We start from the raw sequence: 12,571 nt of genomic DNA, 5'->3' as shown, positions 1-12,571 counted from the left end.
TCAGCGCGTCGAGCCCGCGAGCTCGCCGAGCCGGTCGAACGACGGTCCCGAGGTGGGGATGTCGACGTCGAAGACCTCGGCGATCACCTGCGTCCAGCCGTGAACGAAGTAGATCCATCCGTCCTCGACCTGCAGCGCGCGCGACTGCGCCTGCGCGCGAGCCTGATCGAGGAAGACGAGGTCGCCGCGGTAGTTGAGGTCCCACGCGACGCCGTGCTCGGGGAAGACCCCGGCGCCGGTGAGGGGCGAGCCCGGCGCGTCCTTGCCGAGCCCGGTCGCGTTGACCACGAGAGAGCGCGGCGCGAGCCCCGCGAGAACGCGGTCGTTGTCCTCGGGGGTCGGGGTCAGGACGTACTCGAAGGCGGTGTCGGTGTCGAGCTCGGCATGGATCGCGCGGATGTGGTCGAGGCGCTGGGCCGACCGGTTGGTGACGATGATGCGCTCGGGGCGGTCGGTGCCCGAGTCTCGGCGCGAGAGGTACCAGCTGATGGCGATCGTCGAGCCGCCGGCGCCCATGCAGAGGGCGTCGGCGCCCGAGCCCTCCCAGTACCCGCGGGGCAGGAACGCGTCGAGGGCGAGGCCGCTCGAGATCGGGTCCTTCGCATGGCAGATGAGGCGCCCGTCGCGCTTGGAGATGCAGCTCGTCTCGCCCATGAGGCGCGCGAACGGGTCGATCTCGTCGAACATGTCGGCGCAGGCGGCGAAGAGGTCGATCTTGTGGGTCGTGACGAGGGCGCCGAGGCTCAGCGGATCGTTCGCGATGAAGTCGACGACCCGTCGATAGTCTTCGCGCGGCGCGTGGAGCGGCAGGTCGATGCCCTGCAGCACGGCACCGTCGAGCCCGAGCTCGTCGGCCCAGCGCGGGAACACCTGCTGGATCGACGACCGACCGGTCGTCACCCCGATGAAGTAGAGCGTCGGGGTCTGGGCCGGCCGCAGCTCGGTCGCGTTCATGGTCTGGATGATGCTCATGCGTCGTCTCCCCGTGCGCCTGTCGCCGCCGCGACCGCCGCGACGGCCGAGTCGGCGTTCATGCCGAACCGCGTGACCCCGAGGGCCGCCATGGCGCGGACCGTCTCGATGTCGCGGATGCCGCCGGCCGCCTTGATCGCGGCGCGACCGTCGACCTGGTCGGCGATGATCCGGATGTGGTCGATCGTCGTGGGGCGGCCCGACCACCCGGTGCCCGTCTTGATCCACGGGATGCCGGCAGCGACGGCGGCATCCACGCCGAGGCGGATCGCGGCCTCGTCGAGGTGACCGACCTCGAGGATCGCGCGCAGCGGCACCCGTCCGCCGACGATGTCCGCGACCGCGGCGAGCTCGTCGGTCACGTAGCCGGTCTCGCCCGAGCGCAGGCGGCCGATCGCCACGACGACGTCGAGCTCCTGCGCGCCGAGGTCGAGCAGCTCGCGCGCCTCGGCGACCTTCGTCGCGGTGGTCGCGCCGCCGCTGGGGAACCCGACGGGCGATCCGGCGAGGACGGTGGTCCCGGTCAGCACCTCGCGGATGACGGGGAGCCACCCCGGAAGGACGTGTGCGCTGACGAAGGATCCGGCAACGGCGCGCCGCGCGAGCTCCTCGATGTCGGCGCGCGCGTGCTGCGCCTGGACGCAGCTGATGTCGATATGGGCGGCGAGGTCGCTCAGGACGGCCTCGGCGCCGGCCGTGGTCGTGGTGTCAGGCACGGTAGCCTCCGTGATCCGGATTGGGGCGAGCGGTCCAGCCGCCGGCGTCGTCGGCGACCACGAGCTGGCTCATGCCACCCGCGCGTTCGATGATGCCGTAGTCCTGCCCCGCCTCGGTGGCGTACGCGAACAGTGTCACGAGCAGCTCGTCGCCGACGTTGACGCTGCGGTGCACCCATCCGCCCGGCACGTGGACGGCTACGCCGGGTGCGATCGGCACGGCCCGAGACTCTCCGTCGACGCTGTCGAGGAGCATGACGCCCGATCCAGCGATGCCGTAGTACAGCTCCGCGAACTCGGCCTGGGCGTGCAGGTGACCTCGAGTCATTGCGAACTCGTCGCCGACCCGGCCGGGACGCAGAACACTGAGGCCGATCGTCAGCGCACCGCGGCCCGTGTCGGGGGTGCTGCTGTCGACCCAGTACACGGGAGCCCCGTCATCGGTAGCGAGAGCGGCCTCGAAGGCATCGGCGTCTCGGTAGAGGCCTCGCAGGTCGACGAGGTGCTTCTCGTACCGTTCGGTCGGGCCCGCAAGAGCACCGGCGAGGGCCTCGACGGTGAGGGCGGCGGGTTCAGCCGGTCGTGCAGCGGCGCACATGCTCACATCCATTCATCACGACCCGGGTCTCGGATCGGTAGTGATACTACGTGAATAGGCGTGCGAGGTGCAACGAACGCGGCTAGCCGCGCCGGGAGGCGCGGTATTCCGGTAGTTGTGCTACTTCTAGAGGGTGACTTTCCATGCCCTGCACTCCGGCTGGCACCTCACGCACGTCGCTGGAGATGTGCCGGAGACCTTCGCCGAGACCGCCCGTTCGAGCATCCCCGCGACAGTCCCCGGGGTCGTGCACACCGACCTGCTGGCCGCCGGCCTGATCCCCGACCCGTATGTCGACGACAACGAGTCGGCGCTCGCCTGGATCGGCCACTCCGACTGGGCGTACGAGACGACCTTCGCCTGGTCGGACGACGACGAGGCGGTCCACGACCTCGTCGCGCACGGGCTCGACACCGTGGCCCGCGTGATTCTGAACGGGCGAGAGCTGGGCCGCACCGTCAATCAGCACCGCACCTACCGGTGGCGGCTCGGCGAGCTGCTCCGCGAGGGCGACAACATCCTGCGCGTCGAGTTCTCGTCGCCGATCGCCTACGCCCGCGAGCGCGAGGCTGTCCTCGGCGAACGCCCGCACTCGTACGTCCACCCCTTCAACGCGATCCGCAAGTCGGCGTGCAACTTCGGGTGGGACTGGGGTCCCGCCGTCGTGACGGCCGGCATCTGGCGCGACATCGGCATCGAGAGCTGGAGCGAGGTCCGCATCGTCGCCGTCCGTCCCGTCATCGGCGTCGATGATGATCCGCGGCGTGTCGACGTGCACGTCGAGCTCGAGTGGCAGGCGCTCGACGCGGATGCCGCCGGAACGGGGAGCCGCGAGATCGTGGCCGAGGTCGCGGGCGAGCGTGCCGCCGTATCCGTCGCGCACGGTGAGGCCCGCGCGACACTGTCGCTGCGCGCCGCGGACGCCGAGCTCTGGTGGCCTCGAGGGTACGGCGACCAGCCGCTCTACGACCTGCGGGTCGCGGTCGGCGAGGTCGAGACCGGTCGTCGCATCGGCTTCCGCTCGGTGACGCTCGACGTCGAGGCCGACGAGGACGGCAGCCCCTTCGCGCTCGCCGTCAACGGAAAGCCCGTCTACGTCAAGGGAGCGAACTGGATCCCCGAAGACACCTTCTTCCCCCGGGTGACGCGCGAACGTCTCGCCGAGCGCTTCGACGACGCCGTCGACGCGAACATGAACCTGCTGCGCGTCTGGGGTGGCGGGATCTACGAGTCGGAGGACTTCTACGACCTCGCCGACGAGCGCGGCATCCTCGTCTGGCAGGACTTCCTGCTCGCTTGCGCCGCCTACAGCGAGGACGCCGAGCTGTGGGACGAGTTCGCCGCGGAGGCCCGTGACAACGTCGCGCGGTTGACCGGCCGCGCGAGCCTCGTCATCTGGAACGGCGGCAACGAGAACATCTGGGGCTGGGTCGACTGGAACTGGCGGTCGCGGCTGCGCGGCGCGACGTGGGGCGACGGCTACTACCAGCGGCTCTTCCCCGAGATCGTGGCCGAGCTCGCGCCGACGACGCCGTACTCGCCCGGCAGCCCCTACGGGTTCAGCTCGTACGTGCACCCCAACGACCCCGCCCACGGCACGACCCACATCTGGGACGTCTGGAACCAGGTCGACTACGACGTGTACCGCACCTACCGCCCGCGGTTCGTATCGGAGTTCGGCTTCCAGGGTCCGCCCGCATGGTCGACGCTGTTCTCGGTCGTCCACGACGAGCCGGCCGACCCGTACGGACCGCTCATGCTGGTGCACCAGAAGGCACAGGACGGAAACGGCAAGCTTGAGCGCGGCCTCGGCGACCACATCGCCGCGCCCCGCACGATCGAGGACTGGCACTGGGCGACCCAGCTCAACCAGGCACGCGCGGTGCGTTTCGGCATCGAGCACTTCCGGTCGCTGCATCCCCTCAACCAGGGTGCGATCGTCTGGCAGCTCAACGACTGCTGGCCGGTCATCTCGTGGGCCGCGGTCGACGGGCACGGCCACCGCAAGCCGCTGTGGCACGCGCTGCGCGCCGTGTACGCCGACCGGTTCGTGACGATCCAGCCGCGCGAGGACGGTCTGGCCGTCGTGCTGCACAACGACACGGATGCGGCGTGGGATGCCGCGCTGTCGCTGCGGCGCATCGGGTTCGACGGGGCCGTGCGCGCCGACGAGTCGGCGACGGTCAGCATCGAGCCCCGAAAAGCGGTGACGCTGCCGCTGCCCCAGGCGGTCGCGACGGCAGCGGATGCCTCCGCCGAGGTCGTCTTGGCCGAGCTGTCGACGGGGGAGCGCGCGCTCTGGTACTTCGCCGAGGACCCCGGGCTCGCCCTCGAGCCGGACGGCTTCGAGGCGATGGCGGTGTCGACAGACGCCGGCTACGAGGTGCGCATCACGGCGCGTTCGCTGCTGAAGGACCTCGTGCTGCAGGTCGACCGCGTCGATCGTGCGGCCCGTGTCGATCGCGGGCTCGTGACGCTGCTTCCCGGAGAGAGCGAGGCCTTCACCATCACGGCCCCTGCCGGGATCGATCCGCAGGCCTTCACGGCGCCCGGCATCATCCGTTCGGCCGGAGACCTGAACCCCGCTCGCGTCGACGCCTGACGAGCGGGCTCGTCGCCGGCTCGCCCGCGTCACACGCGCCAGGCGAGCCAGGCGGCGGGGTTGCGGCGCAGGACGCGATCGACGACGTCGTCGCCGGCGGCGTCGCGCAGGCGCGGCACGAAGCGGTCGCCGAGATAGCGCAGGCCCGGGATGCCGCCGTAGGCGCGATAACGCGTCGCGCGGGCGACGTCGCCGCCGAGCAGCACGCGGTCGGCTCCGCCGCGCCGAGCGGTCTCGGTGAGGCAGTCGATCAGCACGGAGTCGGGCCAGTCGCGAGCCCGCGCAGCGCCGTCGTAACCGAGGAACGCGCCTCGCGCGGCGAGCTCGGCGTGCAGCCCCGGGTCGGGATTGCGGTCGATGTGGGCCAGCGCGACACGATCGGGGGCGACGCCGACGGCGGCGAGGGCGTCGAGAGCCTCGTGGGCAGCCGTGCCGTGCTCGAGGTGCACCATCACCGGCGCGCCCGTCTCGCGGTGTGCGGCGCCGACCGCCGCGATGGCCCGGCGGGCCGCCTCGTCGATGCGCCAGTAGCCGAGACCGACCTTGAGCACGCCGGCTCGCGGCGCGGCATCCTGACCGGCAGCGAGCCCCTCGGCGGCACCGACGGTCAGGTCGCGGAGGAACGCGGCCGCGAGCTCGTCCTCGGATGCCGAGAGCAACGGATGATCCTCGGCATAGTGCTCGCGGCGGTGAGCGCCCGTGGTCATGACGACGGTGAGGCCGGTCGCGCGCGAGATGCGACGGATCGCGTGGGGTCGCCGTCCGAGGCCGAGCGGGGTCGCGTCGACGAGCGTGGCGAAGCCCGACTCCCGCAGCTCCACGGCCTCGCGCCCCGATGCGTCTTCGTCGTCGAGGTCGTCGCCGGGCAGCAGCGGGGAGCGCTGGAACAGGTGCTCGTGATAGTTCACGGTGCCGAGGGCGTCGGGCCCCACGTCGCCCGTCACCGTGCGGACCCGCCCGCGCGCGTCGGTCACGGCGCGACCGGGTGCCGCGGCTGACGGCCCTCGAGCACGGCGCGCAGGTCGGCGGTGGCCATGCTGCCCATGCCGTCGACGCCCTCGCGGGTCTGGGCGGCGAGGTGCGGCGTGACGATGACGCGATCGGCGAGATCGGGGGCGAGCAGGGGCGAGGCGCCGTCGCCGTGATTCTCGGTCGCGAGGGTGTCGGCGGCGTAGGCCCAGACCCGGCCCGACCGCAGCGCGGCGGCGACGGCATCCTCGTCGACGAGGTCGGCGCGCGCGGTGTTCACCAGCAGCACCGGCCGATCGGATGCCGCGAGCCAGGCGTCATCGACGACGGTCTGGCCTCCGGGGGCGTGCAGGGTGACGACGTCGCACGATCGGGCGAGGTCATCGGCGGACGCTCGCTCGATTCCGTCGAAGATCGAGTCGTCGGCCGGTACCCAGGGATCGGCGCCGAGCACCCGCGGCCGGAAGCCGCCGAGCCGTTCGACGACAAGGCGTCCGATGCGCCCGAGGCCGAGCACGCCCACGGTCAGTGCCGACAGTTCGCGCGCCTGCCAGCCCGACCAGTCGCCGGAGCGGACCCGGCGGTCGGCCGCCGGCACGCCGCGCAGGGCCGCGAGGAGAAGAGTGACGGTGTGCTCGGCTACTGCGCTCGAGTTCGCGCCGGGGGTGTTCGTGACCACGACGCCGCGCGCCGCGGCCGCCGCGACGTCGACCTTGTCGACCCCGACGCCGTAGCGGGCGATGACGCGCAGTGCGGGTGCGAGCTCGAGGTGCGCCGCCGTGACCGGGCCCGTGCCGGCGATCCACCCGTCGGCGTCAGGCAGCAGCGACGCGAGCTCCTCCAGATCGTGCGCGGGACTCGCGCGCACGACCTCGTAGCCGGCGGCATCCAGCTCGGCGGCGAAGTCGGTGCCTCCGCCTCCGAACGACCGCGACGTGACCAGCACGCGTCGCTGACGAGTCGTCATGACGAGGGCTGCTGGTCGGCGACGGCTTCGTCGGCGGCGCCGCCGTGGCGCATCGAGGCCAGCTCGCTCTTCATCCGGCGGATGGCGGCCGTGTGCTCGGGGCTGCGGCGGAGCGCGACGCCCGTGGCGAGGATGTCGATGACGACGAGGCCGGCCAGACGACTGGTCGACGGCGTGTAGACGTCGGTGTCCTCGAAGGTGCGTGCGATGAGCGGAACGGTGGCGATCTCGGACAGCGGGCTCGGGCGCCCGGTGATGGAGATGACGGACGCGCCGGCCTTGCGTGCCGCCTCGGCGACGATCATCGTCTGCTCGGTGTGGCCGGTGTTCGAGATCGCGACGGTGACCGATCGCCGCCCGCTCATCGTCGCGGCGATGAACTGCTGGTGGAAGTCTTCCGGCGCCTGGCACGGCACCCCGAACAGGGGGAACTTCTGCTGCGCGTCCTGCGCGATGATGCCGCTCGCGCCGAAGCCGACGAACAGGATGTCGGATGCGTCGAGGATCAGCGCGATGGCGTCCTCGACCGCCGCGGCGTCGAGCGTGCGGCGAGCCCGGTCGAGGCTCGAGATAGTGTGGTCGAAGATCTTCTCCGACAGGTCGGCGCTCGAGTCGTCGGGTGTGATCGACGAATGGGTAACCGGCAAGCCGAGGGCGAGCGTCTGGGCGAGTTGGATGCGGAAGTCCTGGAACCCCTCGCACCCGACCGAGGCGCAGAACCGCATGACCGTCGGCTCGCTCACCTCGGCGGCTTCGGCCAGCCCCGCCATCGTGAACTGAACCGCCCCGACGGGATTGTCGAGCACGATGGCGGCGACGCGCTGCTCGGATCGTCGCAGGCTCGGAAGCTGCCGTGTGATGCGCTCCAGGAGCGTGTCGCTCGAGTCCTCCGTGGGCGCTGCGGTGGTGCCGGATGCGCCGGGTGCGGTGTCCGTGGTCACGGATCCCCCCTCCATGTAGTATCGCTACAAACCTTACCCCACCACCTCGGAAGGGCACAGAGATGTACCGCGAACGGCTCGAACTGGACGGCAGAGTGGCCGTCATCACCGGCGGATCCCGGGGCATCGGACTCGCCTGCGTCACCGCGCTGCGCGAGTTCGGAGCGACCGTCGTCATCGCAGACCTCCTCGACGACGTCGGCCGCGCCGCGGCGGAGTCTTTCGGTGGGGGAGTCGAGTACGTCCACCTCGACGTGACCGACGCGGCGGCGGTCGCCGAGGTGTTCGCGGGCGTCGCCGCGCGCCACGGCCGGCTCGACATCCTGGTGACCTCGGCGGGCATCGCCAACCACCAGCCGTCGTCCGAGATCTCGCGCGAGGCGTGGGACGCCGTGCTCGCCGTCAACGCGACCGGAACATTCTGGTGCGCCCGCGAGGCCGCTCGTCACATGACCCGCGGCGCATCGATCGTCGCGATCGGGTCGATGTCGGGAGAGCTCGCGAACGCGCCGCAGCGGCAGGCCGCCTACAACGCGTCGAAGGGCGCGGTGCACCTGGCGGTGAAGTCGCTCGCCGTCGAGTACGTCGACGCGGGCATCAGGGTCAACGCCGTGGCGCCGGGCTACATCGGCACCGATCTGACGAAGGACGGCGTTCCCGGAGAGTGGTGGGACGACTGGGTCCGCCGCACCCCGATGCAGCGCCTCGGTTCGCCGGAGGAGGTCGCGTCGCTCGTGGCCTTCCTGGCCTCGGACGCCGCGTCGTATCTGACCGGATCGATCGTCCTCGCCGACGGGGGCTACTCGGCCTGGTGAACCGGACGGCCGGCTCAGACGTGCGCGCGGAGCGTGTGCACGCCTGAGCCGACCTCCCGTCGGACGCCCGGCAGCACGACCTCGGCGGTGATCCCGACGGGAACCTCGCAGGTGAGCTCCACCTCGTCCGGAGCGAGATCTTCGCCCCCACGCCGCCAGCGCACCGAGAGGTCGCCGTAGGGCGTTCGTACCGACCCTTCGGCCGACGTCAGCGACGTGGCGGTCACCCGCGGTTCGATACCGGCTCGACGCCAGCCCGCGGCTAGCGGACGCAGCCCGGCGACATCGCCGTAGAGCCAGTCGTCGATGGTGCCGAGGAAGTAGTGTCCGCGCGAGCGCGACTCCGGCTTCCAGTGCTCCCAGAGCGACGTGGCCCCGAGCTCGACCCAGTGGCCCCAGCTCGGGAAAGTCGTCTGCGTCGCGACCGCGACAGCGGCATCCGCGTGCCCGAACTGTGTCAGCACCGGCAGGATGTGCTTCGTCGCGAGCGCGCCGGTCCACAGATGGTCGCCGCGGTCACGCACGTCGGCGGCGAGACGATCGGCGGCCGGCTGTCGGGCGTCTTCGGGGAGGATGTCGAATGCGAGGGCGAGGACGGCATGGGCCTGCCGGTACCCGTCGTCGCCGACGCCCCGGACCTCGGCGCGATCGGCATCCCAGAAGGTCGCGACGAACGCCTCGCGACTGCGCTGCGCCGCCGCGAGCCATTCATCCGCGGGTTCTCCGAGCTCGACGGCGATCCGGGCGGCGGTGTCGCACATGGCGATGAGGAAGGCGGTCGCGGCGACACGGGCGTCCTCGGGCGGGTTGCCGCCGCCGGCATCCGTGTCGGGGGCGACCCAGTCGCCGAGCGTCGTCTCGGCGATGCCGCCGGGCGATCGGTCGATCTCGAAGCGGAGGTAGTCGCGGGCATCGGGCCACACCGCCGCGAGCACGTCTCGGTCGCCTCGCTGCAGGTGCACCTCCCACGGCACGAGGAGCAGCGCGGAGTGCCACGTCGGTGCGGGGGACCAGTCCATGCGCCATCCGCCGTGGGGCGCGATCACCTCGGGGGCACCCGCACCGTGGCGGGAATGGGCGATGTCGGCCGTCCACTTGGCGAGCAACTCGTGCGTGTCGAGGTTCTGGAGCATCATCCGCGCGCCGACCATCCCGTCGCCCGTCCACCCGTTCTTCTCGTACTTCGGGGTGTCGGTCGGGATGCCGTGCAGGTTGCTCACGATCGTGCGCACCGTGAGCTCGTGGATCGTGTTCAGCAGGGGATCGGAGCACGAGAAGCGGCCGATTCGCGGGGCCCGGGTGTGCACGATCGCCGCCCGCAATCGGGGAAGACGGGGCGCGCGCACCTCGACGTAGCGGAACCCGTGCCAGGTGAACCGCGGATGCCACCGCAGCGGCCCGTCTACGCCCGTGTCGTCGAGGATGATGCGGTCCGTCTGGAACCGCCCGTCGAAGTAGCCCTTCTCGTCCTCGTAGTTCGGCGTCCCGTCGGGCTCGAGGGTCTCTCCGAAACGGAGCTCGATCACGTCACCGGCGGCGCCCTCGGCTTCGATCTCGACCCAGCCCGCGATGACCCGTTCGAAGCCCACGACCCACTGGCCCTCGCCGAGCTCGACCACGGACTCCGGCTCGAGATGCCCCGCGACGACGATGGGCGGCTGTCGCTGCGGCTCGGGTGCTCCGGCAGGGCCGGTCGCCATCCGCACGCGCGGCCAGCCGGAGACGTCGGTGTCGGCGGAACCCACTCCGACGACACGACGCCGTGCGTCGAAATCCTCGCCGGCGTACAGGTCGTCGCTCATGGTCGCTCCGTCGACCGCTCGCCAGGTGTCGTCCGTCACGACGGTCTGTTCACCGTCGGCCCCCCGGATGACGAGCAACAGGCGGACGCAGGGGTCGTCGTGCCAGGGGGCCGTCTCCCAGTTCCAGGTGTTGCGGCCTCGCATGCCGTAGAAGCCGCGGCCGAGCTCCGCCGTCAGCACATGGGCGCCGCGAGTCAGCCGATCGGTGAGGTCGACCACGGTGTACTGGGCGACGACGTCGTAGTCGGTGAACCCGGGCCCGAGCACGGAGTCGTCCACGGGTCGTCCGTCGAGCTCGACGTGCGCCAGACCTCCGGCGGCGACGACCAGGTAGGCCTCGATCGGTTCGGCGTCGAGAGTGAAGGCGCCGCGCACGATCGGAGCCGCCGCGGACGGCTCGGCGGCGCCGATCCACCGGGCGCCTCGCCAGTCCGCATCGACGACTCCCGTGACGAACGTTCCGTCGCCCGTGACCGGTCCGGCGGTGGTCTCGACCTCGACGCGCCACCGGTGACGTGCGAGAGCCGCGAGCGGCAGACCCGCATACGCGATGTCGACCGAGCGGTCGTCCGCGACGACGCCGGAGTCCCAGACCACGACGCCTCGGGCGTCTCGGACCTCGAGGCGCCAGGAGGTCTGCCGGCTGCCCGGCTCGTCTGTGACGATCTCCCACCCGAACAGCGGCCGGGGGCCGGTGCCGACGCGGTCGACGTCGTGGTCGACGGTCAGGCGGTGAAGCCGAGTCATGCCTCTTCCCGCAATGCCGCGAGCTCGACGCTCTGGCCGTAGCCGGCATCCAATGCCGCATCGACCTCGGGATGCGCTGCCAGGAATCGGCGCAGCGGCACCGGCTCGTCCTGCGGGCGGGTGCGCTTCTGGTTGATCTCGCCGAGCAGGCTCCAGCGTCGGTCGCCGAGACCTGACGGTTCGACCGCGTCGCCGTCGTAGGCGGTGTAGTCGAACACTCGGATGCCGTCGGCATCCGAGACCACGCCCAGGCGGAAGCCGACCGTCATGAACCAGGTCACCGTCTCGCCCAGCCGTGACGCCTGCACACCGCTGCCGCTCTGCTGCAGCAGGTACGCGAGCCGTTCGTTGTCGGGATGCCGCGTGCGCCACTCGTCGCCGAACTCGGCGATCGTCGGCATCCTCAGATCCGGCCAGCGATCGCGCAGGCCTCCCAGCCAGCCGCCCCAGGCATCGAGCATCGAGGGATCGGTCTCGAGCCCGCGGGCGACCTCGCTGATCTCGTAGTTGACCGTCAGCCAGCCCAGACCGTTGCGCTCGACGTTGCTGTCGTTCAAGTGCGCCTCGCTCGTCGCGTTCAGCTCGCGGAGCGCGTCGGCGCGGGGCAGGCGATGCAGCGTCTCGATGGGGCCGAGGCCCAGACGCGAGTTGTAGTCCGACGACATCCCGGCGGTTCGCGCGGCGACGAGGTCGACCGTCCAGCCGTCGAGCTGGACGGCGTCGATGCGCTGATCGCCCCGCCCGGGTACGAGGAAGTGCGATGACGACGGGTAGTAGGGGTAGGCGATCGAGCCGTCACCGTCCTGCAGATCGATGTCGAACTGGCTCCAGATGTTGCCCTGCACCGTCCGCATCCCCCGGCCGCGCGCATCGGCGATGTTGTGCGCCGAGAGGAAGCCGGCGACCAGCGACCGGGGGTCGCGACCGAACTCCTGCGCGATGAGATCGGCTGCGTCGGCGATGTCGCGCGAGACGTCCTCGCGTGAGCCGTACAGGTTGGCGAAGAACCCGCCGGGCACGAAGGCGATGTCGTCGCCGTGCGCCTCGGCCGCACGGCGAACGGCGGTGCGCACGTCGCGGTAGCGCGACGAGTCGTCGGTGAGGGCGCCCCATGACATCGCCCAGGTCAGCCGGGCATCCGGGATCGCCGCGCGCACGGTGTCGGAGAACCGCTCGACGAGCTCCGCCGAGTGGAGCTCGGATTCGTCCTCCCACAGCGAGCGCGTGCGGGTGGCCTCGATCTGGTGGCGTCGCACCACGGTGTTGACGGTGATGCGTCGGCCGATGGCGTGCGGCTGCTGCGAGGATTCCATGAGGCATCACCCTAGCCACGATCACGGCCGAGAAAGTAGTGGCACTAGCGAAATTGGCAGGTAGAACTTCTCAATTCGGTAAACACGCGACGAATGAGGCGCCAACGTGTAGTCTCGCTACCAATACCC

General features: G+C 71.1%; 10 protein-coding genes. 2 read left to right on the top strand and 8 right to left on the bottom strand.

The window, feature by feature from the left end:
* Genes DO944_RS05085 through DO944_RS05075 form a run of 3 tightly spaced genes read right to left on the bottom strand, consistent with a single transcriptional unit; the run spans position 1 to position 2,286 of the window.
* Positions 1 to 972 (bottom strand): shikimate dehydrogenase, encoded by a 972-nt coding sequence (locus DO944_RS05085; protein ID WP_112615345.1) that lies wholly within the window; start codon positions 970 to 972, stop codon positions 1 to 3.
* The gene (gene deoC / locus DO944_RS05080; RefSeq protein WP_181574149.1) at positions 969 to 1,688 is read right to left on the bottom strand and encodes a deoxyribose-phosphate aldolase; all 720 of its coding nucleotides are present in this window, start codon (positions 1,686 to 1,688) and stop codon (positions 969 to 971) included. Before deoC ends, DO944_RS05085 begins: the two co-directional genes overlap by 4 nt.
* Entirely contained in the window at positions 1,681 to 2,286 is a 606-nt protein-coding gene (locus DO944_RS05075) for a glucose-6-phosphate isomerase family protein (RefSeq protein WP_162815372.1), read from the bottom strand. Before DO944_RS05075 ends, deoC begins: the two co-directional genes overlap by 8 nt.
* 133 nt (positions 2,287 to 2,419) lie before the next feature.
* Here DO944_RS05075 and DO944_RS05070 point away from each other — a divergent pair, with 133 nt between their 5' ends.
* Positions 2,420 to 4,888: a glycoside hydrolase family 2 protein gene (locus tag DO944_RS05070; RefSeq protein WP_112615339.1), complete on the top strand. Its 2,469-nt coding sequence runs from the start codon at positions 2,420 to 2,422 to the stop codon at positions 4,886 to 4,888.
* 29 nt (positions 4,889 to 4,917) lie between these two features.
* Here DO944_RS05070 and DO944_RS05065 read toward each other — a convergent pair whose 3' ends face one another.
* The 3 genes from DO944_RS05065 to DO944_RS05055 are packed head-to-tail and all read right to left on the bottom strand — an operon-like array spanning position 4,918 to position 7,765.
* Positions 4,918 to 5,862, bottom strand: coding sequence for a phosphotriesterase (locus tag DO944_RS05065; RefSeq protein ID WP_112615337.1), 945 nt, complete (start codon positions 5,860 to 5,862; stop codon positions 4,918 to 4,920).
* Positions 5,859 to 6,824, bottom strand: a complete 966-nt coding sequence (locus DO944_RS05060) for an NAD(P)-dependent oxidoreductase (RefSeq protein ID WP_112615335.1) — start codon at positions 6,822 to 6,824, stop codon at positions 5,859 to 5,861. Before DO944_RS05060 ends, DO944_RS05065 begins: the two co-directional genes overlap by 4 nt.
* Entirely contained in the window at positions 6,821 to 7,765 is a 945-nt protein-coding gene (locus DO944_RS05055) for an SIS domain-containing protein (RefSeq protein WP_258524576.1), read from the bottom strand. The genes DO944_RS05060 and DO944_RS05055 overlap by 4 nt, the downstream gene beginning before the upstream one ends.
* A gap of 62 nt (positions 7,766 to 7,827) precedes the next feature.
* On the opposite strand from DO944_RS05055, the gene DO944_RS05050 reads away from it, so the two are divergent.
* On the top strand, positions 7,828 to 8,580 hold the full coding sequence (locus DO944_RS05050; RefSeq protein WP_112615331.1) for an SDR family NAD(P)-dependent oxidoreductase: 753 nt from the start codon (positions 7,828 to 7,830) through the stop codon (positions 8,578 to 8,580).
* 14 nt (positions 8,581 to 8,594) lie between these two features.
* Here the strand turns inward: DO944_RS05050 and DO944_RS05045 are convergent, their stop codons facing one another.
* Together DO944_RS05045 and DO944_RS05040 are read right to left on the bottom strand one after the other, a co-directional pair.
* The gene (locus tag DO944_RS05045; RefSeq protein ID WP_112615329.1) at positions 8,595 to 11,129 is read right to left on the bottom strand and encodes an alpha-L-rhamnosidase; all 2,535 of its coding nucleotides are present in this window, start codon (positions 11,127 to 11,129) and stop codon (positions 8,595 to 8,597) included.
* Positions 11,126 to 12,442 carry a DUF3863 domain-containing protein gene (locus tag DO944_RS05040; RefSeq protein WP_112615327.1) on the bottom strand — a complete coding sequence of 439 codons (1,317 nt, stop codon included), beginning with the start codon at positions 12,440 to 12,442 and terminating at the stop codon, positions 11,126 to 11,128. The genes DO944_RS05045 and DO944_RS05040 overlap by 4 nt, the downstream gene beginning before the upstream one ends.
* Positions 12,443 to 12,571: the final 129 nt, after the last annotated feature.

It is taken from the genome of Microbacterium sp. SMR1 (assembly GCF_003289625.1).
Classification (GTDB): Bacteria; Actinomycetota; Actinomycetes; order Actinomycetales; family Microbacteriaceae; genus Microbacterium; species Microbacterium plantarum.
The sequence above is the reverse complement of the archived record's forward strand: the minus strand, read 5'-3'. Positions and strand labels throughout refer to the sequence as shown.

What these genes read in the sequence shown, in the direction of transcription:
- DO944_RS05085 (WP_112615345.1), bottom strand. Translation starts at nt 972, where the DNA reads ATGAGCATCATCCAGACCATGAACGCGACCGAGCTGCGGCCGGCCCAG.
- DO944_RS05075 (WP_162815372.1), bottom strand. Translation starts at nt 2,286, where the DNA reads ATGTGCGCCGCTGCACGACCGGCTGAACCCGCCGCCCTCACCGTCGAG.
- DO944_RS05060 (WP_112615335.1), bottom strand. Translation starts at nt 6,824, where the DNA reads ATGACGACTCGTCAGCGACGCGTGCTGGTCACGTCGCGGTCGTTCGGA.
- DO944_RS05050 (WP_112615331.1), top strand. Translation starts at nt 7,828, where the DNA reads ATGTACCGCGAACGGCTCGAACTGGACGGCAGAGTGGCCGTCATCACC.
- DO944_RS05045 (WP_112615329.1), bottom strand. Translation starts at nt 11,129, where the DNA reads ATGACTCGGCTTCACCGCCTGACCGTCGACCACGACGTCGACCGCGTC.
- DO944_RS05040 (WP_112615327.1), bottom strand. Translation starts at nt 12,442, where the DNA reads ATGGAATCCTCGCAGCAGCCGCACGCCATCGGCCGACGCATCACCGTC.